The 24,612-nt window shown below is 71.3% G+C and carries 22 protein-coding genes and 3 pseudogenes; 5 read left to right on the plus strand and 20 right to left on the minus strand.

What is annotated here, in order from left to right:
* Positions 1-32: 32 nt before the first annotated feature.
* Positions 33-200 (plus strand): annotated as a pseudogene (locus ACFV04_RS06330) (IS5/IS1182 family transposase); the annotation flags it as partial.
* Here ACFV04_RS06330 and ACFV04_RS06335 read toward each other — a convergent pair.
* Positions 184-360: pseudogene (locus ACFV04_RS06335) on the minus strand (VOC family protein); the annotation flags it as partial. The pseudogenes ACFV04_RS06330 and ACFV04_RS06335 overlap by 17 nt on opposite strands.
* 57 nt (positions 361-417) lie before the next feature.
* On the opposite strand from ACFV04_RS06335, the gene ACFV04_RS06340 reads away from it, so the two are divergent.
* Both ACFV04_RS06340 and ACFV04_RS06345 read left to right on the plus strand, forming a co-directional pair.
* The gene (locus ACFV04_RS06340) at positions 418-750 is read left to right on the plus strand and encodes an ArsR/SmtB family transcription factor (RefSeq protein ID WP_380527167.1); all 333 of its coding nucleotides are present in this window, start codon (positions 418-420) and stop codon (positions 748-750) included.
* Positions 751-897: 147 nt separating this feature from the next.
* Positions 898-1,161 (plus strand): annotated as a pseudogene (locus ACFV04_RS06345) (IS5/IS1182 family transposase); the annotation flags it as partial.
* A gap of 174 nt (positions 1,162-1,335) precedes the next feature.
* On the opposite strand, the gene ACFV04_RS06350 reads toward ACFV04_RS06345, so the two are convergent.
* The 9 genes from ACFV04_RS06350 to ACFV04_RS06390 all read right to left on the minus strand — a co-directional run bounded on the left by ACFV04_RS06350 (position 1,336) and on the right by ACFV04_RS06390 (position 13,531).
* A complete protein-coding gene (locus ACFV04_RS06350; protein ID WP_380527168.1) occupies positions 1,336-1,482 on the minus strand; it encodes a hypothetical protein in 147 nt (48 codons plus the stop codon).
* A gap of 47 nt (positions 1,483-1,529) precedes the next feature.
* The gene (locus tag ACFV04_RS06355; RefSeq protein WP_380527170.1) at positions 1,530-2,540 is read right to left on the minus strand and encodes a hypothetical protein; all 1,011 of its coding nucleotides are present in this window, start codon (positions 2,538-2,540) and stop codon (positions 1,530-1,532) included.
* Positions 2,537-5,515, minus strand: coding sequence for an NHLP bacteriocin export ABC transporter permease/ATPase subunit (locus ACFV04_RS06360; protein ID WP_380527171.1), 2,979 nt, complete (start codon positions 5,513-5,515; stop codon positions 2,537-2,539). Before ACFV04_RS06360 ends, ACFV04_RS06355 begins: the two co-directional genes overlap by 4 nt.
* 3 nt (positions 5,516-5,518) lie before the next feature.
* Complete coding sequence (locus ACFV04_RS06365; protein WP_380527173.1) at positions 5,519-7,726, minus strand: NHLP family bacteriocin export ABC transporter peptidase/permease/ATPase subunit; 2,208 nt, start codon at positions 7,724-7,726, stop codon at positions 5,519-5,521.
* Positions 7,727-8,533 (minus strand): HlyD family efflux transporter periplasmic adaptor subunit, encoded by an 807-nt coding sequence (locus tag ACFV04_RS06370; RefSeq protein WP_380343400.1) that lies wholly within the window; start codon positions 8,531-8,533, stop codon positions 7,727-7,729. It lies immediately after the preceding gene.
* Between the two features lie 40 nt (positions 8,534-8,573).
* Positions 8,574-9,122, minus strand: a complete 549-nt coding sequence (locus ACFV04_RS06375) for a nucleoside 2-deoxyribosyltransferase domain-containing protein (protein WP_380343402.1) — start codon at positions 9,120-9,122, stop codon at positions 8,574-8,576.
* A gap of 13 nt (positions 9,123-9,135) precedes the next feature.
* On the minus strand, positions 9,136-10,548 hold the full coding sequence (locus ACFV04_RS06380; RefSeq protein WP_380527175.1) for a hypothetical protein: 1,413 nt from the start codon (positions 10,546-10,548) through the stop codon (positions 9,136-9,138).
* A 446-nt stretch (positions 10,549-10,994) separates the two neighbouring features.
* Positions 10,995-12,314 carry an LLM class flavin-dependent oxidoreductase gene (locus ACFV04_RS06385; protein ID WP_380527177.1) on the minus strand — a complete coding sequence of 440 codons (1,320 nt, stop codon included), beginning with the start codon at positions 12,312-12,314 and terminating at the stop codon, positions 10,995-10,997.
* 89 nt (positions 12,315-12,403) lie between these two features.
* Positions 12,404-13,531, minus strand: a complete 1,128-nt coding sequence (locus ACFV04_RS06390) for an LLM class flavin-dependent oxidoreductase (protein WP_380527179.1) — start codon at positions 13,529-13,531, stop codon at positions 12,404-12,406.
* Positions 13,532-13,866: 335 nt separating this feature from the next.
* Between ACFV04_RS06390 and ACFV04_RS06395 the strand changes: the two genes are divergently transcribed.
* Positions 13,867-14,787, plus strand: a complete 921-nt coding sequence (locus ACFV04_RS06395) for a JmjC domain-containing protein (protein ID WP_380527181.1) — start codon at positions 13,867-13,869, stop codon at positions 14,785-14,787.
* A gap of 84 nt (positions 14,788-14,871) precedes the next feature.
* Here ACFV04_RS06395 and ACFV04_RS06400 read toward each other — a convergent pair whose 3' ends face one another.
* The 7 genes from ACFV04_RS06400 to ACFV04_RS06430 all read right to left on the minus strand — a co-directional run bounded on the left by ACFV04_RS06400 (position 14,872) and on the right by ACFV04_RS06430 (position 21,544).
* On the minus strand, positions 14,872-15,225 hold the full coding sequence (locus ACFV04_RS06400; protein ID WP_380343416.1) for a hypothetical protein: 354 nt from the start codon (positions 15,223-15,225) through the stop codon (positions 14,872-14,874).
* Positions 15,226-15,299: 74 nt separating this feature from the next.
* Positions 15,300-16,754, minus strand: a complete 1,455-nt coding sequence (locus tag ACFV04_RS06405; protein WP_380343419.1) for a SagB family peptide dehydrogenase — start codon at positions 16,752-16,754, stop codon at positions 15,300-15,302.
* Positions 16,755-16,985: 231 nt separating this feature from the next.
* Positions 16,986-17,747, minus strand: coding sequence for a MerR family transcriptional regulator (locus ACFV04_RS06410; RefSeq protein ID WP_380527183.1), 762 nt, complete (start codon positions 17,745-17,747; stop codon positions 16,986-16,988).
* Positions 17,748-18,483: 736 nt separating this feature from the next.
* Entirely contained in the window at positions 18,484-18,813 is a 330-nt protein-coding gene (locus ACFV04_RS06415; protein ID WP_380527184.1) for a hypothetical protein, read from the minus strand.
* An 844-nt stretch (positions 18,814-19,657) separates the two neighbouring features.
* On the minus strand, positions 19,658-19,789 hold the full coding sequence (locus ACFV04_RS06420) for a hypothetical protein (RefSeq protein WP_380527186.1): 132 nt from the start codon (positions 19,787-19,789) through the stop codon (positions 19,658-19,660).
* A gap of 209 nt (positions 19,790-19,998) precedes the next feature.
* Positions 19,999-20,397, minus strand: a complete 399-nt coding sequence (locus ACFV04_RS06425; RefSeq protein WP_380527188.1) for a hypothetical protein — start codon at positions 20,395-20,397, stop codon at positions 19,999-20,001.
* Positions 20,398-20,512: 115 nt separating this feature from the next.
* Positions 20,513-21,544, minus strand: a complete 1,032-nt coding sequence (locus ACFV04_RS06430; protein WP_380343429.1) for a hypothetical protein — start codon at positions 21,542-21,544, stop codon at positions 20,513-20,515.
* Here ACFV04_RS06430 and ACFV04_RS06435 point away from each other — a divergent pair.
* Complete coding sequence (locus ACFV04_RS06435; RefSeq protein WP_380343599.1) at positions 21,510-22,481, plus strand: serine hydrolase domain-containing protein; 972 nt, start codon at positions 21,510-21,512, stop codon at positions 22,479-22,481. The two genes, ACFV04_RS06430 and ACFV04_RS06435, sit on opposite strands and share 35 nt — an antisense overlap.
* Before the next feature lie 437 nt (positions 22,482-22,918).
* On the opposite strand, the gene ACFV04_RS06440 is transcribed toward ACFV04_RS06435, so the two are convergent.
* From ACFV04_RS06440 to ACFV04_RS06450, 3 genes are all read right to left on the minus strand, one after another.
* Complete coding sequence (locus ACFV04_RS06440) at positions 22,919-23,206, minus strand: antibiotic biosynthesis monooxygenase family protein (protein WP_380343432.1); 288 nt, start codon at positions 23,204-23,206, stop codon at positions 22,919-22,921.
* Between the two features lie 61 nt (positions 23,207-23,267).
* Positions 23,268-24,194 carry an NADP-dependent oxidoreductase gene (locus ACFV04_RS06445; protein WP_380527190.1) on the minus strand — a complete coding sequence of 309 codons (927 nt, stop codon included), beginning with the start codon at positions 24,192-24,194 and terminating at the stop codon, positions 23,268-23,270.
* Positions 24,195-24,235: 41 nt separating this feature from the next.
* The gene (locus ACFV04_RS06450) at positions 24,236-24,610 is read right to left on the minus strand and encodes a hypothetical protein (RefSeq protein ID WP_380527192.1); all 375 of its coding nucleotides are present in this window, start codon (positions 24,608-24,610) and stop codon (positions 24,236-24,238) included.
* Between the last annotated feature and the right edge of the window lie 2 nt (positions 24,611-24,612).

Genomic DNA, 24,612 nt, shown 5'->3' on the forward strand with positions numbered 1-24,612 from the left:
TCAAGGGCTCCAAGCCGAACGCAGCCGCCGACCGCCGCATCACCGCGGTGATCCCGGAGCGGGCGGACCAGATGGCGAATCGGAAACAGAAGGGCTCCGGCGGCCGCCCGGTTGCCTTCGACCCCGACCGCTGCAAGCGGCGCAACCACGTCGAACGGTGCTTCCAGAAGATCAAGTCCCGGCGCGGGTGTCCTCGCCGATCTCGCCCTCGATGAGGACGAGCTTGAGCGGGGGCTCAGTGATGGCGAAGTTCGCGTAGCCGGGGCGACGCTTGGCCGGCTCGGCGCCGAACAGCTTGGAGTAGAAGGCGATCGAGCCTTCGAGGTCGGCGACGCGCAGGGCGAGCTGAACACGGAGCATGGCGGTCTCCCCGATCCGAGGTCTTGTTTCGACCTCTGCCAATACAGCGAGCTTGGCGTGGTCCGCGAACCCTTGGGCGAGGAAGCCGCCGCCGACCTGGCGAAGATGTTCAAGGCCCTGTCGGACCCGGTGCGGCTTCGACTGCTGTCGCTGATCGCCTCGCACGAGGGCGGGGAGGCGTGCGTCTGCGACCTGACCGGGCCGTTCGACGTCTCCCAGCCGACCATCTCCCACCACCTGAAGGTGCTGCGCGAGGCCGGCCTGGTCGGCTCCGAGCGGCGCGGGACCTGGGTCTACTACTGGGTGCTGCCCGCCGCTCTGGCCCGGCTTTCCTCCCTGCTCCAGGCCCCGACCGCCGCCGCCACCCAGACCGCCGGGGAGGCGAGATGACCGCAAGAGCTCCGCTCGGGCTCCGGGCCGCGGTCGAACTCGTCGGCACCGGCGCCCTGGCGGGAGGACCTTGCAGTACCAACACGGGAGCGGCCAGGTGGCTTTCCGCCGGCGTACTCTCCACCGACGAGAGTAGGCCAGCGGGGAGTGGACGGGACCTGGACGAAGCTGCTGGGACATGTCCGGGTCCGCGACGACGCGGTGGGGCGGGTGGAGTGGACCGTCGCCGTCGACTTCACGGTCAACCGGACCCACCAGCACGCCGCGGGCGCTCACAAATAAGGGGGCACGGACGGGGACGAACTGGATGATCCGGGCCGCCCCCGGCTCGCCAGGCCCTCGGCCGATCCCGGGGCGGGCTGACCACCCAAGGTCCACCTCGCCGTCGACGGCCGGGGCCGGCCACTGTCGGCCGAACGGACAGCGGAGGCGACCGCGGCGGAGGCGACCGCGGCGGACGCACCTGCGGCCTGGTGTTCCTCCTGTTGAACCCGAGCTCAGCGGTGCGAGGTGGTTCGCGAATTGCCGCCGCCGATGGAAGCGTCGTGCCCGCGACCCCGGTGTCGGGGGCGCGGGCACCAGGGCTCACACGTACGGCGGGTAGGTCGGCTGACCTCCGTCGCCGCCGCCGATGGCGTCCAGGTCCCCGTCGCTGATCTCCTCGTCGACCTCCGTGCCCGCCACGACGGCGGTGTCCTCGGTGCCGGTGTTCCGGAAGGTGTCGTCCTTCATGGTGGTGAACTCCTCTGGTGGTGTTTCGTGGCTGTGCCTGGCAGTGGTCAACTGACAGCTGTGGGAACCTCGTTGTAGCCGATGACCTGGACCTTCGACCCCGAGGCGGCGGTCGGGACGTACGTCAGGAACATCTGCAGCCGGCTGATGGTGAACCGGCTCGCCGTCGCGCCGCCGGGCTTGCCCAACTGCGCGGCGTCACTGCTCTTCGGGCCCAGGGAGACGGTGCCGTCAGCCTGGACCGGGGTCAGCGTGTCGGTGACGACGTCGGAGGTGAACGCGAGCACGCCGCCGTCCTCGGTCCGCAGGGCGTAGGTCTCGGGGAGCGTTCGAGTCAGCGCCCGGGACAGGGTCGTGCCGCGACCGCTCAGAGCCTTCGTGCCGGCGGCGAACCCGTTGGAGAGGTTGTCGTCCAGCGGGGTGCTGTAGGAGAACTTGTCCTTGCCGGCGAGGTTCTGCTGGTAGTGGGCGAGGATCTCGGCCGCCAGGGAGTCCGGGGGCGTCAGCAGACCGTCCGGGCTCGCGACGGCGGTGGCGGTGCCCGCAGCGTCGACGGCGACCTTCGGCACCGGCCCGCTGGCCGTGAGCGAGTACGCGGCCAGGTAGGGCGCTCCGGGCCCCGCCTGCACGAAGACGCGGTACGTCGGGCCGGGGAAGGGCATGCCTCCCTGTGCCCGGCTGGACACGGCCAGGAACCAGTGGGGGTAGGCCGAGCCCGCCGTGGCGTGGATGGTGATGCCCTGGTCGCTGATCGGGGCGACCGCCTGGTTCAGTTCCTTGCTGATGCGCATCCAGGCGACGTCCGCGGTGAGCAGCGGCTCGGTCTCGATGCCGGGCAGGCCCGTGCTGTCGAGGGCCCCGTTCACCTGGTTGTTCGCGTCGTCGTAGCGGCTGACCGCGGCCGACGCGTCCGCCTGGGAGATGACCGCCTCCGGCGCCGACGCCTGGGCGGCGGTGTCGCCGCTGCGCGCCGTACCGCAGCCGGCCGTACCGCCGAGCCCCAGCAGGATGGTTGCCGCGGCGGCCTGCAGACGGAGTCTTCTCCTCCTGCGATTCATGTCATCGCTCCTTCTGATTCGTGCATCTGCCTGCGCACCAACTGGTGGAAGAGGCTCGTGGGGTCGCCGAGCAGGTCGAAGGGAGGTCCGCATTCGGCGACCCGGCCCTCGGCGAGGACGACGACCTTGTCGGCGTCGAGGACGGTGGAGAGCCGGTGCGCGATGACGACCCGGGTCGCGTTCAGGCGCTGGGTGCTCTCCGTGACGATCCGTTGGGTCTCGTTGTCCAACGCGCTGGTGGCCTCGTCGAAGAACAGGATCCTGGGGCGGCGGATCAGGGCATGCGCGATGGCGAGGCGCTGCCGCTGGCCGCCGGAGAAGGTGCCGCTGTCGCTCACCAGCGTGTGCATCCCCATGGGCATGGCGCGGATGTCCGCAGCGATGCCCGCCAGTTCGGCGGCGGCCCACGCGTCGTCGTGGCTGTAGTTGAGGGTGCCGGTGATGGCTTGGAAGACGGTGCCGGCGAACGGCTTCGTCTGCTGCAGGACGACGCCGCACTGCCTGCGCACCGCGGCGCTGTCCATTGTCGCCAGGTCCTGACCGTCGTACAGGACGTTGCCGCTGGACGGGCGTTCGAAGCCCAGTAGCAATCGCAGCAGGGTGGACTTGCCGCATCCGCTGGGGCCGACGATCGCCACGAACTCGCCCGGCCGCATGCTCAGGGACACGTTGTCGAGGACCGGTGGGCTGTTCTCGTCGTAACGGAACGTCACCCGGTTGACCTCGATCTCCCCCGTCAGTTCGCCGGGAACCGTGTGCGCTTCCGAGGCCTCCGGCAACTCGGCGAGCAGCGGCTTCATGCGTTTGAACATGGGGATCACGGCGAAGGCCGAGGAAAGGGAGTTGGTCACCTGGATCACGGCCGCGAGGACGATGCCCAGGGCCGCGTTGAACGACAGGAACCGGGTCATCGACAGCGTTCCGCGAGCCGGCCCGCTGATGACCGCGAAGGTGAGCAGCACGCAGATGAGCGGGTAGACGGCGTTGAACGTGGCTGCCGCGTTCTGGTACCTGCCGATGCGCTTCTGGAGCTCCTTCTGCTGCGCGAACTCGTTGGCCCAGGCCGCGAAGGCGCGGTTCTCGGCGCCCGCCACCCGCAGCTTGGGGAGCCCCCGCAACCTCTGGTACACCCGGTTCGCGAGCTTGTGCTCCAGGTCCAGCGACTGGGTCTGCCACTTCATCTGCCGCGCGCCCAGCACGAGGAAGAACACCAAGCCGACCAGCACGTAGAGCCCGGTCAGCAGGGCCAGCGGCACGCTGAACCAGAACATCACGGCGAAGTTCACCACCGCGACCACGCTGGAGTAGAGCACCACGTAGCCCACGTTCGTCAGCACCGTGCGGATGTTCTTCACCCCCAGTGCCGCACTGGCCAGTTCACCCGTGGAGTAGCGGCGGAAGAACGGTGCCGGCAGGCGCAGCAGCCGGTCCCAGACGGCGGCCTGCAGGGTGGCCTCGAAGCGACCCCCGACACGCAGCAGCGCCAGGTTCTCCAACACCGCGAAGACTGCCGACGCGAGGGCGGCCACCAGGGTCAGGACGCACACCTGCACGATGAGGCTCGTCTCGGCGTACGGGACGAACGTGCCCAGGACCAGCCCGGTGCTGATGGGCACCGTGGTGCCGACGGCCACCGCGATCAGGGTGAAGGCGATCAGGTTGCGGATGTCCCGTCCGCTGCCCTTCAGGCCGAACAGGATCAGCCGTCCCGTTCCGATCGGCCGTTCCGGCAGGGGCGGGTAGAACAGCACCCCCGTGTCGTCGAACTCCCCCGCCGTCCGCTCCCGCACCGGGCTCTGCTCGCCGGTGACGGGGTCCCAGGCCACGTACCGTCCGCGCCGCCAGACGAAGGCCACCGGCTCGCCGGACTCGGCGCGGCGCCCGACGAACGGCCCGATGTTGGTGCGCCACCAGCGCGCGTCCAGGTCCACCGCGCGGATGCGGAAGCGCGAGCGCACCGCGATCGCCTCGATCGGGCCCGTCCGGCCGCCGGCGGCGGAGCCGCGCGCGGGCAGGACGGGGATGCCCAGTTCGTCGGCCACGATCCGGCAGGCCGCCTCGGTGGCGTCCTCGCTGTGGACGGGGCCGCTGCGCGAGACGTGCTCGGCCGGCTGGAGCACCGCCTGGAGGACCCGGTTGGCCTTGTCGGTGAGCGCGTCCTCCATGTCGCGCACCGCCCGGATCCGGGACTCGACCTGCTCCGCCTCGGCGGCGATGACCCGGTCGGCCATCCGCAGCAGGCGCCCGTTCACCTCGGCCAGGCGGTCCCACCACCGGCCGTCGGCCAGCAGGTCACCGGTCGAGCAGGTGGTGAACGAGGCCGTGGGGTCGCCCTGGACGGTGCTGCCCTCGGTGACCACGAACGTGTCGCCGCGGGAGAGCCACTCGCCGCTGTCGGGCGTTCCGACCCGCAGCCGACCGGCGAGGACCTCGATCCAGACCAGTCCCCCGGCCGCGCGCCCGGATTCCCCTTCCGCCAGTTCGCCCCGGCTTCCGGCGCTCAGGAGCACGTGCTCACGGGCGCCCGGTTGCTCGGCGACGAAGGCGAGGAGGCCGTCGAGCCCGGCGTCGATCCCCCGGGCGAGGGCCGCACGCCGATCGGAGGTGTCGCCGGTGTCCCCGGAGCCGGCGTCCCCGAAGCTGGTGTCGGCGAGCAGGAGTCCTGCCGGGTCCGCCGCGTCCACCCGCAGGACACGGGCGCCGAGGACGGCTCGCAGGACCGGCACGCCGACCGCGCCCGACGGGGGCACGGCGAGGACGGCACCCGGCGTGAAGCGGTTGACGTAGTGCCACGGGCCGCCCTCGGCAGCCTCCATGACGAACAGGTCGACGGCTCCTTCGGTCACCACCCACAGCGCGTCCGCATCCGTCAGCCGGACGTGTCCCTCGCCGAAGTCGACCTCGGTCCCGATCCCGGCCGGCGGTCGCCAGGCCGCCGTGGCCACGGCCTCGGGCCCGGAGGATGTCGTGCTCATGCGTCAGTGCTCCCTGATGAGCTGGGCGTAGGCGCCGCCGGCCGCGGACAGGGCCTCGTGCGTCCCCCGCTCGACCACGTCGCCCCGGCTCAGCACGACGATCTCGTCGCTGTCGCGGATGGTGCTCAGCCGGTGGGCCACGACGACCGTGGCGCAGCCGTGGCGGCGGATGTTGTTCATGATCAGGAGTTCCGTCTCGGCGTCCAGGGCACTGGTCGCCTCGTCCAGGACGAGCAGGCGCGGGTTGCGGACGAGCGCCCGGGCGATCTCCAGCCGCTGGCGCTGTCCGCCCGAGAAGTTGCGGCCGTCCTCCTCCACCTGGGCGTAGATGCCGCCCGGACGCGAGGACACGACGTCGTACACCGCGGCGTCGCGGAGCGCGGCGATGACCTGGTCGTCGGGGATGGAGGTGTCCCAGAGCGTGATGTTGTCCCGCACCGTCCCCTCGAACAGGAAGACGTCCTGGTCGACGAAGCCCACCGAGGCGCTGAGCACTTCCGGCGCGATGCCCTCGCGCGGGAGGCCGTCGATGTCCACCGAGCCCTCCCAGGGCCGGTAGAGGCCCGAGATCAGGCGCACCGCGGTGGACTTGCCGCTCCCCGAGCCGCCGACCAGCGCGACCTGCCGGCCGGGGCCCACCGAGAAGGAGAACTCGCTGACGAGCGGAGCGTCCAGCGGGTTGTAGCCGAAGGTGACCCGGTCGAAGGTCAGGTTGCCGGCGAGCCGCCCGGACGGGGCGTCGGACGCGTCCGCGCGTGACTCCGGCCGGTAGTTCTCCACGTCGCGCAGCCGGGTCACCTGGACGGCGAAGTCCTGGACCCGCTGGGCCACCGCGATCAGCTGCGCGATGGGACTGACGAAGGCCGACACCAGGGCCTGGAAGGCGACGAGCAGACCGACCGTCAGGTCTCCCTTCACCGCCTCCAAGCCGCCGATCAGCAGCAACAGCGAGGTGGTGACGGAGGCCAGGGTGGGTGCGACCACCGCCATGACGGCACTCGGCACGCCGATCTTCTGCTGCCCGGTGACAACGGCGGACTGTTCCTTGGCCCAGCGCCGGAAGAAGGTGTTCTCGCCGCCGGTGGCCTTCATCGTCTCGATGAGCTGCAGGCCGCTGTACGAGGTGTTCAGCAGCTGCGCCTCGTCCGTGGCCAGTCGGCTGACCCCGCCGGCCCTGATCCGGGCCACCGTGCGCAGGGCTACGACGTTGAGCAGGGACAGCGACACGCTCAGCACCGTCAGCCAGGGGTCGTAGGCCCACAGCAGGCAGGCGTACAGCACGACGACCAGCGCGTTGACCAGGGTGCTCGACAGGTCGTTGGACAGGGTCACGGCGACCTGGTCGTTGGACTGCACCCGACTGCTGATGTCCGCCGGACTTCGCTGGACGAAGAAATTGATGGGCAGTCTGAACACGTGGCGCAGGAAGCGGCTGCTGTTGATCGTCGCGTTGGAGATGCGCAGCCGCAGCAGGAAGGCCTGGCGCAGGAAGGTGAGCACGCCCGTCGCCATGACGGTCGCGCCCATCAGGCCGAAGAACGACATCAGGAACGAGCGGTCGCCGCCCAGCAGGATGGAGTTGACGAACGCCCGGGTGAGGGCGGGGTACGCCACCCCGACCACCGCGAGCAGCACGCTGACGTAGGTGCTCAGGGCGAGCAGGCCCCAACTCCCGCGCAGCCGGGTCGGCATGCTCGCGAGGACGCCGGGGCGCCGGCCGCCGGGGCGGAACTCCTCGCCCGGCGACATGGTGAGCACCACGCCGGTGAAGCTCTCGTCGAAGTCCGCGAGGTTGACGACCCGCGGCCCGCTGCCGGGGTCGTTGAGGTAGACGACGTCCTTGCCCAGGCGTCGGCCGAACCCGTTGAGGACCACGAAGTGGTTGAACTCCCAGAACAGGATCGCCGGGGGCGCCAGCTTCGACAGCGCCTCGGTGTCCATTCGTCGTCCGGTCGCCGTCAGACCGTAACGCCGGGCCGCCTTGAGGACGTTCGAGGCCTTCGAGCCGTCCCGCGAGACCCCGCAGGCGACCCGCAGTTCCTCCAGCGGCACGTAGCGCTTGTAGTGGGCGAGGATCATGGCGAGGCTGGCGGCCCCGCACTCCAGTGCTTCCATCTGGAAGATCACCGGTGGCTTGACCCGGCGGGCCGGGCGGCGCCTCGGCCAGGCCCGCGCCTTCGGAGTTCCGCCGGTGGTGGTGAGTACGGACATCTACGACAACACCCAGCTAATCGGTCTGACCGATGGCAAGTGCACGGAGGCGCTCACCAGCGTGCGGGAATCAATCAGGTACGGCGGGCCGGTTCGGGTGGACCACCGGAACCCACTCGTCGTGCCCGGTTCTGTCAGCAACCTCACGACCACTTGCATCGGTTGACCCTGGCCGGAGAACTGGCCGGCCAGTTGGGCATCGCCGAGGAAGCTCGCGATCTGCTTCTGGGTCTGGGAGAACTGGCTGACCGACTGGACGACGCCGCGCAGCACTCCGTACTCCTGGGCCGGAGCGGACCGCAGGTCGAGGTCCACGGTGCTGCCCTGGGTGATGAGCCCGGCGCTGCTCGTCGGCGCGTACAGCACCGCGATCAACGGATCGGTCGGCCCGCTGACGCGCTCGACGACGGCGAGGTTCGTGCCCGCCGTGACCACTTGGCCGACCTGCGCCAGGATCGCCGTGGTGCGTCCGCCGCTGAAGGCGCGGACGGTCTGCTGGGTCGAGTCGACCTGGACGGTGAACAGCGGGGCCTGCGCCGGGAAGGTCGTGCCCTGCTGGGCGAAGACCCCGGTGATCTGCCCGGAGACGGGGCTGTCCAGGGTGTAGCTGCCCTGACCGTAGGTGAGGATGCCGGGCACGGTGACCTGGCGCGGTATCGCCCCGGTGAACGCCCACAGCGCGCCGAAGGCGACGAGCACCGTGACCATGAGCAGCGCGACCAGGCTGCGCGGCTTGGCCAGCGTGGCCGCTGTCCCGAGGTCGGTGGTGGACTGGAGCTTGGCGAGTGCCTGCTCACGGAACTGCACGGTTGGGCTTCCTTCCTGCGGTTGAGGCTCTGCTCGCCGGTCAGACAGCCTGGAGAGTGCCGGCCGCCGAGTACGCCTCGCCCAGCGCCTTCTCCGCGCGCAGGAGCGCCCGGACCGCGTCACCGACCGTGGAGTTCAGGTCGCCGCGCACCGGGAGGTCCGGACGGATCAGCCGCAGCTGGGCCCCCACGTCCTCGCGGCGCGCGTAGCCGGGCTCGGTGCCGACGGCGATGGGCTTGAACGTCGCGGCGGCGACACCGAGTTCGTAGAGCGCGATCGGCTGCTCGGGCGCCTTCTCGTTGCCCCGGGGGAACCAGAAGAGGACCACGTCGCAGGCTCGGAGGGCGTCGTGCTCCCAGCGCACCAGCTCCTGGCTGAACGAGCGGCCGGAGACGACCCGGCTGGGGCTGAACACCGTGACGGGGCGGTCGGCCCCCGCCCGCTGCCACCGGTCGGCGAGCGACTCGATCGCCCAGTGCCGCCAGTCGGGGCAGTCGCGCATGCCGCCGGCCAGGAACACCGTCAGTGCCTCGGGTGCGGAGGGGACTTCCTCCAGCGATCCCACGACCCGGAGCGTCGATCCGTTCACGGCACAATCTCCTCTACGGGGCGGAAGGGCTCTGTGCCACCGGGCCGGCGTACGCCGGGCTTCGGACGCCGGACCTCAGGTAGCCGGTGCCCTCCACCGCGCCGGGGGCGACGTCGAGCCGCTGGACGACGGGGTTGCGCTTGCCCCGGCCGCTGAGGACGAAGCTGCCCGTCGCGGCCAGCCGGAGGCGGAAGCCCCGGCCCTCGCGGAAGTACGCGGCAAGGTCACGGTTGAGGTGCTCGACGCACCTGCGGGCCTCCTCGCTCGCCTCCGGCACGATGAGCTGCAGGATTCCGGGGCTTTCCTGGAGGACCTGGAAGTCCGCCAGTCCCGCGTCGGACAGTGCGGCCAGCAGGGCGTAGGGCGAGTAGACGAGGCCGTCGGCGCCCACCAGCGTCGCCTTCGACCGGCCGACCAGTGAGCGGACCACGGTTCCGGGCAGCCCGCACCCACAGGCCGTCGCCGGGGAGCACAGGTCGCCCGTGACGTAGCGGATCACCGGCATCGCCCGGGTGAGGAGCCCGGTCAGGACGATGCTCCTCAGCGTCTCGTCGCCCTCGTACGGCAACAGTTCCGGGGTGACGAAGTCGTCCTGGAAGTGCAGGTTCCCCTGGCGGCACTCCCAGGCGGCGGACCCGGTCTCGGAGGTCGCGTAGACCATCGTGACCGGGCACCGGAAGGCCTCCTCGACCATCCGGCGGCCCTCCTCGACCAGGTGCTCGTAGGAGGCCACCACGGCCCGGGGCCGCAGGTGGATTCCCCTGTCCAGGCAGTACCGCGCCAGGCCGACCAGCCGACTCGACGTGCCGATGATCCGGTCGACGGGGAAGGCCCCGACGACGGAGGCGTAGGTCTCCACGATGGAGGGGGAGGACGGATCGAAGCCCCGCAGGTTGCACCGGACGTACGGGCGGGGCAGGAAGCCGGCCTCGACCAGCGGGGTTCCCTCGTAGTGGAGCCCCAGGTTCAGTTCGGTTCCGGTGTCGGGCAGGTCGAGGTGGCGGCAGAGCCGTTCGGCGATCACCAGGCTGGACAGTCCGCCGGTCTCCGCGGTCGTCAGCAGCCGCACCGGCTGGCCGGTGCTGCCGCTGGTCTCGTGGATGAAGTAGTGGCCCGGTTCCATCCGGCCGGTCTCGTCCCGGCTGATCAGGTCGATGAACCGGTCGCGCAGATCCGCCTTCAGGGTCAGCGGGAAATCCGCGAGCACTGGCTTCGCGTGGTCCTGCAAGGACCGGTAGCGGGGCACCCGGTCCCGGGCGTGGGCCAGGATTCCGGAAAGTCGGTCGGCGGCCGTCGCGCGGTCGAATTCGACGAGCTTCTCGATTTCCACCCGCTTCTCCGCATAACGGGCCGACCGGAGGAAGCGGTTCAGCTTCTCGCCGGTTTCCGCCACCGCGATTCTCGGGTCGGACAAATGATTCTGCATCACGGGCACCCCCTTCTGACCGGTTGCCGAGGACCTCGCCTGCCGCGGGCCGCGTTCCGGACGGGAGACCGGAACGCGGCGGCGGATGACCATCCGTCACATGCCCTGCGGTTACAGACCGTTCCGGTGCACCACCGGTCGAGCGAGACCGCGGACGGGAGTGTCAGATCAGGTAGCGGTGCGACTCGCCGCCGGCGATGCCCTCCAGGTCCTCGTCCCGGAACTCGTCGTTCTCGTTGACCTCGACCTGCGGGTTCTGCTTCTCGTTCTCGCCCATGGAAAATCCTCCTGCTCGTTGTCGACACCGAGAAAAGATTCGGACGGAACGCTCGGCTCCGCTCGGTGGTGGTGCAGACGCTATTTCCGGGCGCCGCCGGCCGACAAGCCTTCCGCGGAATTGCCACCAAGGCGCGCAGGGAAGCGCTCCACCGTGACAGCGATCCGTGTCATCGACCGCGGCTCACCGGCGTCCGGCGGTGTTCCGGCAGGCCGAGGTGGCCCCGAAGCGTGCCGGACTCGTACTCCGCGGGGAGTACTCCGCGGGACTGGAGCTCGGGCACCACGTGCTCCACGAACTCGTCCAGCCCGCCGGGTGCCTGGTCCGGGACGATGATGTAACCGTCGCAGCCGCCGGCTTCGACGTAGTCGATCATCTCGGTCGCGATGTCGGACGGGGTGCCCGCCAACGCCTTCGTGTGCGTGACGAGCGCGACGAGTTGCCGGATCGACAGCTTCCTGGACTCCGCGACCTGCCGCAGGAACGCCACCCGGTCCGCTCGCCGCTGTGCGTCCATGCCGGTCGGCCTTCCGGTGACGAACGCCCCGCCGTCCGGGTCCGGGGCGATGTCGGGCAACGGGCCTTCCGGGTCGTAGACGGACAGGTCACACCCCCAGAGCCCCTCCAGGTAGTAGATCGCCATCTGCGGCGTCACGATGTCCAGCCGTCTCGCTCGCGCCAGTTCCTCGGCGTCCGCCCGTGACTGCCCGACCACATAGGTGATGGCCGGCATGATCCTCAACTGCCCCGGGTCGCGGCCGTGGCGCGCCAGCCTGCCCTTGACGTCGGCGTAGAACTCGCGGCCCGCGCGGCCCCTCTTCCTGCTGTAGATGACCTCTGCGTGGGCGGCGGCGAACTCCCTCCCCTGCTCCGAGTCCCCCGCCTGCATCAGGACCGGCTCGACGCCGTCGTACGCGGTGGCGGCGGGCCCCTCGGCGCGGAAGTGGTGTCCCTCGTGGGCCAGCGGCTCGCCGCCCCCGGGCCCGCCGGCGCTCCAGATCGAGCCGCACAACTCGACGAACTCCGCCGCCCGCTCGTAGCGTTGGGCGTGCGGGAGGAAGCCGCCGCGCCGGAAGTTCTCGCCGACCCAGGCGTCCGGCGTCGTCACCGCGTTCCATCCCAGCCTCCCGCCCGAGAGGTGGTTGACGGTGGCGAGCTGACGGGCCAGGTCGTAGGGCTCGTTGAAGGTGGTGTTGACAGTGGCCACCAGACCCAGCTTCTCCGTGACCGCCGCAACGGCGGAGACGATCGTCAGCAGATCGTGCCGGCCGGCCACCCCGATCTCGGTCACCTCGCCGTTCCGCTCGGGCATGCGGAGGTCGTCGGCGAGCAGCAGGTAGTCGAACCGGCCGCGCTCTGCGGTCCGGGCCAACCGGGCGATCGCGTCGAAGTCGATCTGGCTGCCCTGCCGGCCGCCCTTCCACACCGTCGTGGTGGGGTTGACCGGGAAGAGAACGCCCAGGTGGAGTCGGCGCCGTCCAAGGTTCACTGCGGGCTTCCTAGGGTGTAGACGGGCCCGGCGACTCCGGCCGTCCCGTGGTCGGGGGCGGATCGCGCGGACGCAGTGGCGGGATCCCCCTACGGGACCATGCTGTTGGGCGCCCGGTGCGGCAGCCCCAGGCGCTCGCGGAAACTGCGGCAGCCCTCGCCCCAGGGCGAGACGAGTCGACGCCTGCGCAGTTCGGGGACGGCTTCGTCCACGAAGCGGGCCAGTTCCGTGCCCACCTCGGCGAACACGAGACGGAACCCGTCCACCAGGCCCGTCTGTGCGCGCAGTTGGAGGAAGTCCGCGAACTCGCGGACGCCACCGGTCTCGACCGCGCCGCCGGTCCCCCACGCCCACCGACCGGCCGGCAGCCCGCGGCAGTCCACGAAGAGGTCCGCGATCGTCCTGGTTCCGCCCCCGAGCCGCGGACGAGCGCCGACGACCCGTTCGAGGCGGCCGAAGGCCAGGTCCGCGCGGGCCGCGAGCGGCAGGTCCTCCTCCGAGGTGATCCGCACGGCCGTCACCGGATGCCCTTGAGGCGGGCGCGGGACGATCCCGGGGCCCTTCACCCGGAAGTAGCGGCCCTCGTGGTTCACGGCGCGGACCCTGGTGCCGTCCAGGAACCGTCCGGTGGTGGCGTCTCGGATCTCCGCGCCGTCCTCCCAGCTGTCCCAGAGCAGCGAGACCACCTCGACGAACTCGGCGGCCTCCCCGTACAGCTCGGAGGGGTCCCGGGCAGTGCGCTCCCCGAAGAGCCGGGCTTCCTCGGCGCTCCCGGACACCCGCACGCACCAGCCGGCCCGTCCGGCGCTGACGTGGTCCAGCGTCGCCAGGGCCTTCGACACGTGGAAGGGTTCGAGATGGGTCACGGTCACCGTGGCGACGAGCCCGATCGAGGTGGTCTGCGGGGCGACGTGCGCGAGGGCGGCCACCGGGTTCAACCGGCTCTGGACGATCCGCTGCCGGGCGGGCACGGAGTCCGCCGGGGACGTGAGGGCCTCGTCCAGCGTCACGAAGACCAACGATCCCCGCTCGGCCAGTTGCGCGGCACGTGCACTGCCGGACGCCGCAGGCCGCGCGGATTCCGGTTCGCCGATCTCCACACCCAGGAACACGGGCAACTCCAAGTTCACGTATTTCCGCCGACGAACCGGGCGGCGCTCGCACAATTGAAACGGGACGCGGCGTGAAAACCCGGACCGCCCGTCTTTTTGTGCCACCCTAGTGCGACCGCCCGAGCGGCCACAAGAAATCGGCCCGGCAGCACGGATTCATGAAGGAATTTCCCCGGGGATTGCATCGATCGATGTCAGCGAGGTCTCCCCGGCCAGCGCGGTCACCACCTGGTCCGGGTGTCCGGACCACCAGGAGAACCGCGGAGGTCCAGAAAGGCGGTGGGATCGGAAAACGGCGGCGGCACGATTCGATGGAACGGTCCGGATTCACCCGTGCCCGCACCCGAGCAAGTGTCGGAGAATTCTTGCGCCGCCCGTTCGGCGGGCCTTAGATTCGGCGCCCGTGAGCTCGTTCCCGCTACGGAAGGCCACTCCCCCGAATGGAAACTCTCCGCTCCCTCGTGGGCGACCCCGCACCGTTCCTGGAAACGGTGTGGCGTCGCCGGGCCTGTCTGCTGCGCCCGCCCGCACCGCTCACCGCGCCGGTCACCCTGGCGGACGTCGATGACGTCCTGGCCTCGGGCCTGCTGCGCATCCCGTACCTCGAACTCGTCGCCCAGGGCAAGGCACTGGAGCAGGGGGAGTACACCAGCGCCCATCACCTGATCGACCGCAGCTTCCGCGGCTACGCCGACGTCGCGAAGGTGATGCGCCACGTCGATGCCGGCGCCACCTTGCTGATGCGCAACATCGAGCACTGGCACTCCGGGGCGGCGGCGCTCGTCGGCCGCCTCGGTGCCGAGCTGAGCCGGGGTGTCGAAGCCTTTCTCTTCGTGACCCCGCCCGGCCGGAAGGGGTTCGACTCCCACCGGGACGACGCAGACGTCTTCGTGCTCCAACTGCACGGCAGCAAGCGGTGGCAGGTCCACGCGGTCCCCGCGGACGGGTGCTGGCGGACCGGGCCCGAGCCGGAGCCGGGGCCCGTACAGCTGGAGACCACGGTGCACGCGGGCGAGGTACTCTACGTCCCGCGCGGGGCACCGCACTCGGCCGTCGGTCACAGCGACGGCCTGTCCTTCCACCTGTCGCTGACCGTCCGGCAGCCCGGCACCGCCGACCTGCGCTCGGCCCTCACCCGCCGCTTCGAGGACGGGCTCGACCTCCCTCCGCTCCCGGTGGACCCGGCGGAACTGCGCCGGACCGCGGCGGAGTTGCTCGACCACTACCGGAAGCGGCTGGCCGACCTCACCCCGGAGGAGCTGTGCGCCGCCGTGGAGACCGTCTCGTCCTCGAAGACCGGCGCCGCCTCGACCGAACCACACCGCACCCTGGCGAACCTGGCGGCGGCGCCGGGCGGCTGAGGCCGTGGTGGTGAGCCCCGGGGGACGGGTCCGCAACGCCCGGCCCCGGGCGTTCACCGTCTCGAACTCCGCTGGCCCGGCAGATCAGTAGGGCATCGCCGGAAAGCCCTGAACGCCCACGCCGGCCACCAGCGCGTCCAGTTCCTCCTCCGAGAGGTCCCGCTCCTCGAACCGGTCAGGGCGGGGCACGAACAGCGTGAGCCGCCCGCTGACCGTCGCCTCCTCCCAGGACCGGATCTGCGCGTCCAGTACGTCCGGTGTCGCAGGCCGGTCGCGGTCGACGATCACAGTCGTTCCCGCCGGCACCCGGATGCCGTGCTCGGCCAGCAGCACGCACGGATCCTGGGCCAGGAGCCGTTCCTGGCCCGGATCGGACCAGACGGCGGCCACCGCCGCGCTGTAGCCGGAGGCGAAAGCGGTGCGTTCGGTGGAGTGCATGGCGCGGTCCTCTGCTCTCGGGTGCGATGGGGGTGCGTGCTTCCGCCGGGTCGGGACTTCTCGCGCACGGAGACTCATGCCGGCTGCCGGCCGTCGGGCGGGCAGGCGCCGAGGGCGAACTCGGCGACGGCCGGCTCGGCCAGCGTGTCCAGGCCGGCCAGTGCGGAGAAGGAGGCCGTGTCCCCCGCGCCGAGGGCACAGGGGGCGAGGCCCATGTCGGTGGCGACCAGGTACATCCAGGCGGTCAGGATCCCGGCGTCCTTGAGCGCCAGCGTGTACGGGATCCCCTCGTACTTGCGCATCAGCGGTCCGACCCGGGCCGTGATCACGAACAGGACCTGCGGCGGGCCCGGCATGGTGGCCGTCGCCCGGGCGAAGGACAGCATCCGTTCGGTCTCCGGCCCGGGCGCGGCCACCGGCGCGAGCCGGTGGTGCACCGAGTCGTAGTGGTAAAGGCCGCCGGGCAGGCCCGCACACCGCGAGACCAGCGGGTAGACCTCCAGCTCACCGAGGCCGCCCGCGCCCGGATAGGGCCGGACTCCGGTCGTCTCGCCGTCGCGGTCGCGAAGTTCGAGGCGCTGCACCCGGTGGAGGAACTCGCCGAGCTGGGCCACGGTCACCGGCCGGCTGTCGTCGTGCCCCCGCACGCTGCGGCGCCGTGCCATGACCGTCGACAACGAACCGGACTCCCGGGTCGCGTACGGGGGTGCGGGCAGGGCGATCGAGGAGCGGCCCTCGGCGGCGGCCGTCCGCCCGAGGTCCGCCGCCGGCAGACCGCGGAAGCGGTCGGTGGCGCCGATCGGGGCCGCGTGGCGCTCCGGGCGGGAGCGGTCGTGCAGCCAGAGTTCCTCCGCCGACCAGAGGGCCATCGGTGCCGCACAGGTCTCGGCCTCGGCTTCCTCCGGGGTCAGCAGGAGACGAGCGGAGAGCAACTCGTCCAGCAGGACCCCCGCTGCCGACTCGTCGCCCCCCGCCTCCTCTGCTACCTCGCCGAGGCCGATCTCCTCCGCACAGGCGCGGGCCAGGACAGCGGCCAGCCGGAACCAGGGGCAGCTGATCCCGACGGTGCCGAGCGGCGAGTACGCCACCATCCGGCCCTGCTCGGCCCGCAGCACCGCAAACCTGGACATCCGGTAGACCGCTCCGGGCCGGTGGCGGCGCTGCGGCGGAACGCTCTGGGCGCCGATGCGGCGGGGCACGACGTCCAGCAGGGCGCGGGCTCCGACGGAGACCCGGCGTTCCAGCCAGGAGTGCAGCAGCAGCCGGCGCACCAGCAACTGGGTCGACAGCAGCCGTGATTCGCCCTCCAACCCCGTGACGAGTTGGGCGATCTGAAGATCGCTCAGCCAATTCTCCACCATCCGCAGCAGCACCGCGCGGCGCCCTGCCTCCAGCCCGGGAAGACGCAGCCGGTAGCGGGACTGTTCGAGGACGAGCGAGCCGCCCGGCTCCTCGGTCAGCCGAGCGTCGCTGCGGAGCCGGTAGCTCTCGGTCTTCACCGTGCCCGGCAGGGGAGTTATTCGGTTCACTGGTTCTTCGTGCTTCCGGTACTGGGACGGCCGTACGGCACGTCGGCAGGGCTTGTGGTGATCGATGACTCGCGGCCGTCGAACCGCAACTCTGCTGGTGGCGACGCACCCTGACGGAGTGCCTGCGATGCGACCGCTCACAGAGAGGAACAGGATCGGGCCCACCATCGGCTCACGATTGCACGAAACCCTGCCACCGACCGGACGCTGCGGCCCCGGCCGAGGCCGCGTTCACCCGTTCTCGACCACCAGGTGCTCCTCGACCCAACTGTCGGAACCGTCGGCCTCCATGAGCAACTCGGTGACGAGCTCACGGCCCCGCTCCTCCGCGGCGGCCCGGAACGTGCTGACCAGCAGTTCCACCAGTCCCTCGGTCACTCGCGCGATCCGCGGCCCACCAGCCGGACCCGGCGCCGCCACGGGCGCCGCCGCACCCTGCTCCTCGGCGGCGCCGACAAGGAGTTCCGCGCTCGACGAGGCGACCAACTCCTCGGCGGCGCCGACGATCCGGTCCAGCGAGCGGGCCAGGCACCGCAGGGCGGCCATCGGCGGGACGCCCGTTCGGACGAGCTCCATCGTCGCCCGGTGCACTGCCGGCCGTGCGACGGTCACGGTGCCGTCCGCCTCCCATCCGAGCATGCCGTGCCGGTTCAGGGAGTAGAACACCGCAGGCTGGTCGCGCACCGCGCAGTTGACCGCGGAGGCGAGCCGGGCCTCCTCGTCGCCGCGGTCCCCCACCCCGAGGAAGGCCGCGATGGACACCAGGTTGAAGCCCTGGCGCTGCAGGTGGACGATGTGCCGCAGCCGGCGGACGTGAGTCTCGTCGTAGTACCCGACCCGCCCCCGGCGGGCCGGCGGCGGGAGCAGCTTGCGGGACTGGTGGGCCCGGATGTTGCGCGGCGACATCCCGACCAGTCTGGAGATCTCCTCGACCGCGTAGGACGCGTCCGAACGATCCGAGTGGGGCGCGGCCTGCGGCGGAGTCGGTTCCATCTGTTACTCCTCGGTGGTGCCATGGCGCGCTGGGGCTGCGTCGAAATCCGCGAAGATCACGCCTCGGTAGTGTGTTTCACGGCCCACGACACCCCCGGGTTCACCGGCCCCGGCACGGCAGTGAACCCGTGGAGGTAGGCGAGCATCGGCAGCGCAAGACCTCCGGGGTTCGGATGCTTCCGGTGGACGGGAAGGCCAAGTCGTGGACGACGGCCCTTGGGCCGGCTGGCCAGAACGGTGGGCCGGCGCGGACTGCGACGTGCGGACGGCCGTGGGCGCGATCCCGTCGGAGGTCAAGGACGAGTTCAGGTACGACGAGGTCCCCTGGCGGCGATTCCGACGCTTCTACGGCCCGGGCGAGAAGATCCCCGGCCTGCTCGCCACGCTCGCGTCCGGGGATGCCGAAGCCGCTGACAGGGCCGCCGCCGGTGTCGGGGGCGGTGGTGGGGGTGGGGGTGTTGGTGCTCTTGGCGGCTCCGAAGGTCTGGGGGGTCGTGGTGTCGTTGAGGCTGTTGCCGGTGATGTCGTGCTGGACGGTTCCGGTCCGGTTGCCGGTCGCGTCGTAGGTGTAGGTGTTCCAGCAGGGTGCCGGGCCGCCGACGCTTCGGCCGCCGCCCCGGACCACCCGAGATCCCGAAGAGAGCGTGGGTCGACGACCCCGCCAAGCGCAGGGAACCCACACCACAAACCTCATGGCGTCACGGCCGTCTCACCGGACTTGAAATCTTCCGCGACGTCAACTGTGCTTGCAGTCGCCCTGTGGGCTGGCTGCCGGCGGAACGCACTGGTAGTGAGTGTCTGCGGCGTGATGGCTCAGGAAGCGGCCGATGCACTGGTCCTTGCCGGTACGGCCGTGCGTCGCGCAGAAGGCGAGTGCTGCATCTCCGTCGCTGAAGGGGCCCGGATCGTAGATGACCCAGTACCCGGGGCGCAGTGAGGCGAAGTCGCCGCTCCGCAGGACCTGGGCCCCGGGTACGTCGGCCCGGACCTGTGCCAGCCGTTGGTCCAGTCCGGCGGCACCAGTGGAGACCGGCTCGGAGTAGAGCTGGGCGATCCAGCTGTCCACACTGTCCTCTCCTGCCCCCGCAACTGTTCTGGCAGCCGCCGACGGTGACGCCGGGGGCGGACTTGACGGCAGATCCGGGGCCGGCGCGGGAACCGGAGTCGAAGTTGCCTGCACTGGAGCACTCCCCGGTGGATCCGGGGCCGGCGCGGGAACCGCAGCCGAGGCTGCCTGCGCTGGAGCACTCCCTGGCGGCTCAGCCCCCGATGGGGATGGACGAAGCCAGGGCCCGACGACTCCGATCACTGCCGCGATGATGGCGGCTGCGGCACCGATGAGGGCCACCGTGATCCTCGGCGACGGCGTAGGCGGTGTGCCACTGGTCATCATCACTCCCGTGCGCATCCCGTTGGCAGAAACTGACTGGGAATCACGATGCTGGCGGGTTGGGTAGAGCCGCCCTGCGACTGCCGCCTTTGCTGCCTTATCGTTACGAACGACACACAACGGTGCCCGCGCCGGGCGCCATGGCCCGCGGTGTCCTGCTGGTTGCGGATCTGCTCGACCTCATCTGCGCGCGGAACGGCGGACGGACCAGGCCGACCTTGGCCGCCGTCCGGACGCGGGCGTTGACGTGACGGAAACGGCCGTCGTCGCCTGGATTGAACCTGCGGGACGTGTACGGGGGCGAGCCTGTCCCGCTGAACACGTCGCCCACCTCGGGGCCACCTTGCCGGCGGCCGCGCACCAGCGGAGGAACATCAGGCGGTACCTGCCCCGGCTTTGCCGGTCCTCCCCCGACAGCAGTCAGCTGGTGCGCGGATCCGTGGGCTGCTCGGCCTGGAACGTGTAGCGGACCGTCGCCACCAAGGAGACGACGCGCCCCCGGCCCCAGGTGGTGGCAACGTCAGCGGCCACGTTCGTCCTCCCAGGTCAGGGTGTGCAGGCGCCCGGAGACATTCCAGCCGCGGTCGATCGCGGGGCCGGCAATGGCGCGCAGGACGGCGATGACGGCCGCGGCGGTGGTGGCCTTCGGCATGACCCACACCTGCTCCAATCCGTGCTCGTCCTGGAGGGCGAGCCGTCATCGACACACCGCCGTTGCGATACCAACCGGTGCTGCAAGAGCTCACCGACATTCCCCACGCGCACAGACGACCAGCGCTCTCCAGACCAGCCGACAAGTGGTCACGGTGCCCACCTATGCAGCCACCTCGGCCGATGTTGCATCCGCCGCAATACCGCTCGTCAGTCCAAGTAGACGCCGGCGAAGGTCCCGTCGAAGCCGAGGGTCACCCGCGCGGCGTCGGTCGAAGGGTGGTGGGTCCAGGTCGGGCTGGCGATCAGGGCGTCGAAGTCCTTGCGGGTGATCTCCGACTCCAGCCACTCGTTTCCGCAGCGGCACCGCACCCAGACGTTACGGCGGTGGTTGAGCAGCAGCCAGTCCCGGCGGGCCTGGCAGGCCGAGCACGCTACCGGCATCCCGCGCAGCGCCAGTTCGGCCGGGTGCAGGAGGCCGCGGACGGCCTCCGAACCGCTGGGGGTCTGGGTCTCGTACTCCAGTTGCAGGAGCGGGTCGGAGGCGGCCGGGACCGGGGTGCTGATCGGGGCCGGGGCGGTGGTGGTGTGCTCGGTGGTTCTGGTCACGGACTCTCCGTTCGCGGTGCTCGGGTACTTGCGTAACACCTGGTGGAACCGGGTGTCGAGGGGTTTCGGCAGGATCAGGTGATGGGCCGACCGCAGGGGCCGGCGGGTTGTCGGTTCAGCGGCGTGGTGCCGGGCGGCGCGGGTCGGTCGAAGGCTGTGCCGCTGTCGGCTGGGTGGCGCGTTCCTGCGTCGGCCCGGTCCTGGCCCGGGTGCCGGGCGCCGTACGGGTGCGGGAGTGCCCGGGGTGGGCGGGCAGGTCGGCGAGGCGGCAGATGCGCCAGACGAGGACATCGGTGGTGTCGCGGGCGGTTTCCAACTCCCGCCGCTCGACGGCCTTCTCCAGGAGGGCCTTGGGGTCGTGGCCGGCCTTCTCGGCTTCCGCCAGGACGGCGGCCAGGGCGTCGTGCTCGCGGGCTGGGCCCTTTGGGCTCTCGGCGGCGCCGAGGACGGTGCGGATGGTGGCGTCGTGGCGGAGGCGCTCGCCCTCCGGGAGGGCGCGGCCGATCTCGCGCATCGTTCGCTTGGGGGTGGCTGCGGCCTGCCGGTAGGCGGCGCGCAGGTGGTCGGCGGCCTGGCGGCAGGCGGCGGCCTGCTGGGCGTGGCCTCGGGCGGAGTGCCAGCGGGCGGCAGCCAGGGTGACCAGGACGAGGGTGGACAGGACCATAGCGGTGGCGCCGCCGTCCTCTCCACGTCCGAGCGCGTTGCCGGCCTGGACGATTCCGCGGGCGGCCGAGCGCAGCGCACGGATATCGGCGTTCTCGGCGCGGATGTGGCTGCGGGTGGCGCGTTCGAAGGCGCGGGCGGCGTCTCGGAGTTCGGCGCGGGTGGCGGCCGGGGAGGTCTGGGCGAGGGCGTCGAGGAGTTCGCCGGCGCCGACGAGCTGGGCGGCGGCTTCGTCGTCGTCCTGGTCGAGGACGGCGGCGGCGTGCTCGGCGGCGTGAGCGGCGTCCCGGCGGCGCCCGGGAGCGGAGCGGCCGGTGCGGGCCGGGTGGTTGTCCGGCTCCGGGGTGGCGGGTGCGGCGTCGAGGCGGAGGCGGATACGGGGCAGGGAGACCAGCTTCCGCCAGTGGAACCCGAACGCCCTCGCCGAGCTGCACCAGTGCCTCGACCTGCTGGTCGACGACGGCGCCCTGCCCGGCGGGGTCATCCTCCACGGCACCCGGGACGACCGACCCGAGTTCGCCTCCTCCGGGATCGCCGCGCCGGAATGCGGGGACACCCTCCCCGGCCCGAACACCGTGTACGACGTCGCCTCGCTGACGAAGGTGCTCGCCACCTGGCCGCTGATCGGGGTCGCGAACGGCATCACCGTGGACACCCCGGTACGCGAGCTACTGCCCGACGTACCGGACCAGGCGCCCGGTGGGCGGGTGACGGTCGGGCAGATCCTCGCCCACACCTCCGGCCTGCGGGCCGACACGCGCCTCGACCAGTACCGGGGCCGCACCGAACCGCTCGCCACGCTGATCTGCGGCGAGCCGCTCATCGCCGAGCCCGGCGCAGGCCACCGGTACATCAACCGCGGATTCATCCTCCTCGGCCTCGCCCTCACCGCCGTCCACGGCGGTCGCCTGGACCGACTCGCCACCGACCTCTGGCAGTCGCTCAGCATGACCGGTACCACCTACGGGCCCGTCGGCCGCTCCCCCGAGGTCGCCCCGACCGAGCAGCGCATCCCCGGCAGCCCGCGCCTGTGGGGCATCCCGCACGACGACAACGCCACCCTGCTCGGCGGCGTCGCCGGCCACGCCGGTGTCTTCACCACCCCGGCCGACCTGGCCGCGTTCGCCGGCTGGCTCCTCACCGCCTACGCCCTCGACGTGGGCCTCGGCAGCTGGCTGCGCACCAGCATGGAACCGAAGGCCGAGATCGAACCCGGGCTCCATCGCGGCCTGGCCTGGATCCTCGCCGACGACGGCCGGGTCGCCTACCACCACGGCTTCACCGGCACCAGCCTCTACCTCGCCCCGAGCACCGGCCGCTACCTGGCCATCTGCACCAACGCCGTCTACCACCACCAGGACAACCGCACCCGGCTCGCCCCGCTCCGCAACCTGGCGCTCAAGGCCATCACCACCGATTGAAAGGCCGCTGCCGTGGCCCAGGCCACGCTCGCGACGCTCACCGCCCTCCGGCTCGGCGGGCCCGCCGGCGCCGTCCCCAAACCTCTCCGACCCCGGGGGCCGGCTCGACGCCGCCCGGGCGATCGGCGCCCAGGAGCAGAACGGGTGCCGCAAATCCCGATACAGGGCGATACCTTGCTTGCTTCTGGCGCCAACCGGCACCGCCGCAGCCTCCTCGTGGAGCAGAGCGGCCCCGCCGTCCGGCAGGCCGGGTCGGTCTCAATCCACGGGTCACCGCCGCCCCGGCCACTCACTGGTCCGTCCTCGGCTGCCCGGTTCACCGGGACAGCGGTGATGACTCTAGCGGCGATGATCCTTCAGGCGGTGGCGGTGCACAGTGAGTGGCCCGGCTGGCTCGGGGCCGCAGGAGCCGCTACGCCGCAGGTTGGCGGCTCGCGTCACACGAGGGCATAGGCCTCGGCCTGGCGGTCGATGAGGTGCGGGGTGATGCCGGCGAGGACCAGTCGCCGGTAGGGCACGCTCTCGCGGTGGGCGGCCAGCGCGTTCTCGTCCTCGTACTCGGCGAAGACGACGAAGGCGCCCTGGTCCCGCAGGGAGCGGACCACCCGGAAGGAGAGCACGCCGGGCTCGGTGAGCGCGGCCTCGGTGACGGCGGGGAGCAGGTCGGCGACGTGCTGCTCGGCGCCGGTGTCGGCGAGCCAGTCGGTGATCACGACGAGGGACACGGCGGGTCCTTCCGGGGTGGTGCGGGACGGTCCTGGTGATGGGGGCGGTTCGGGCGGAGGGTCAGGGGATGGTGACGACGATCTTGCCGCGGGTGTGGCCGGCGGCGTTGAGGCGGTGGGCGTCGGCGGCCTGCTCCAGGGGGAAGGTCGCCGCGACCTCGACGGTGAGCCGACCGCTCTCGGCGAACTCGGTCAGGGCGGTGAGGTCGGCTGCGTCGGGGCGCACGAAGACGTAGCGCCCGCCGAGGTCGAGGACCGCGCCGTCGGCGACGGAGGCGAGACGGCCGCCTTCCGCCAGCAGCGCCGGCGAGATCCGGAGGGCTTCGCCGCCCACCAGGTCGAGTACGGCGTCGACGCCGCCCGGCGCCAGCGCGCGGACGCGCTCGGCCAGGCCGTCGCCGTAGGCCACCGGCTCGGCACCGAGACTGCGAAGGTAGTCGTGGTTGCGATCGCTGGCGGTGCCGATCACCCGGGCGCCGAGGGCGACAGCGATCTGGACGGCGAGTGAGCCGACCCCGCCGGCGGCCGCATGGACCAGTACGGTCTCGCCCGGCTTGAGTTCCAGGGCTCGGGTCAGCGCCTGGTAGGCGGTGAGACCCGCCAGCGGCAGGCCGGCGGCCTGGACGAAGTCGAGGTTGGCGGGCTTGCGGGCGAGGGTTCGCACGGGCGCGGCGACGTACTCGGCAAAGGTGCCGCGGCGGACCATGTCCTCGCGGACGTAGCCGATCACCTCGTCGCCCGGCGCGAACTCGGTGACTCCGACGCCCACCCGCTCCACGACCCCGGCGACGTCCCACCCCGGGATCACGGGGAAGACCACGTCCAGCACGCCGTCGAGGTAACCGGCCTGGATCTTCCAGTCGACCGGGTTGACCGACGCCGCCACCACGCGGACCAGGACGGAGTCCGGGCCGAGCTTGGGCTCGGGCACGTCCCCGTATTCCAGGACGTCCGGTCCGCCGTAGCTGCGGTAGGTGATGGCCTTCATGGGTGGTGCTCCTCGCAAGAAGTGTTGACTCACTCGATGGTTCATCCCATTAAGTAATGCCGAAACGGTAGGACTAGACAGTTGAGGATGTCAAGTAATTCTCCGCTCCTGCCCGCGGGTCTGCCGACGCGCGCGAGGGGGCGGCGATCGCGGGCGCCGAAGTTCATCGCGCCGCACTTGCGGTTACGCTCGGCCTTGCTCTGGCCCCAGGGGTTCTCGCACTTTGCCTGGCACACCTCGATGAGCCGGTCGATCGCCTTGCCCTGGGTCGCGAAGCCGGACTCCTCGGTCTGCCGTCCGGAGGCGTTGCGGAAGCGGATCACGTAGGCGTGCGGGCACGTCGACCACCGCGACTGCGGGTGCTCACAGGTCCTGAAGAAGGTGCCCATGCCGTGCGCCAGGGTCCTGGTTGCCATCG

Source organism: Kitasatospora sp. NPDC059599 (genome assembly GCF_042735125.1).
GTDB lineage: Bacteria > Actinomycetota > Actinomycetes > Streptomycetales > Streptomycetaceae > Kitasatospora.

Bases quoted from the DNA above. Each gene is read 5' to 3' on its own strand.
- ACFV04_RS06450 (WP_380527192.1), bottom strand. From the start codon at position 24,610: ATGGCAACCAGGACCCTGGCGCACGGCATGGGCACCTTCTTCAGGACC.
- ACFV04_RS06395 (WP_380527181.1), top strand. From the start codon at position 13,867: ATGGAAACTCTCCGCTCCCTCGTGGGCGACCCCGCACCGTTCCTGGAA.
- ACFV04_RS06430 (WP_380343429.1), bottom strand. From the start codon at position 21,544: ATGACCCCGCCGGGCAGGGCGCCGTCGTCGACCAGCAGGTCGAGGCAC.
- ACFV04_RS06400 (WP_380343416.1), bottom strand. From the start codon at position 15,225: ATGCACTCCACCGAACGCACCGCTTTCGCCTCCGGCTACAGCGCGGCG.
- ACFV04_RS06360 (WP_380527171.1), bottom strand. From the start codon at position 5,515: ATGAGCACGACATCCTCCGGGCCCGAGGCCGTGGCCACGGCGGCCTGG.
- ACFV04_RS06350 (WP_380527168.1), bottom strand. From the start codon at position 1,482: ATGAAGGACGACACCTTCCGGAACACCGGCACCGAGGACACCGCCGTC.
- ACFV04_RS06445 (WP_380527190.1), bottom strand. From the start codon at position 24,194: ATGAAGGCCATCACCTACCGCAGCTACGGCGGACCGGACGTCCTGGAA.
- ACFV04_RS06365 (WP_380527173.1), bottom strand. From the start codon at position 7,726: ATGTCCGTACTCACCACCACCGGCGGAACTCCGAAGGCGCGGGCCTGG.
- ACFV04_RS06410 (WP_380527183.1), bottom strand. From the start codon at position 17,747: ATGGAACCGACTCCGCCGCAGGCCGCGCCCCACTCGGATCGTTCGGAC.
- ACFV04_RS06355 (WP_380527170.1), bottom strand. From the start codon at position 2,540: ATGAATCGCAGGAGGAGAAGACTCCGTCTGCAGGCCGCCGCGGCAACC.
- ACFV04_RS06380 (WP_380527175.1), bottom strand. From the start codon at position 10,548: ATGCAGAATCATTTGTCCGACCCGAGAATCGCGGTGGCGGAAACCGGC.
- ACFV04_RS06420 (WP_380527186.1), bottom strand. From the start codon at position 19,789: ATGCCGAAGGCCACCACCGCCGCGGCCGTCATCGCCGTCCTGCGCGCC.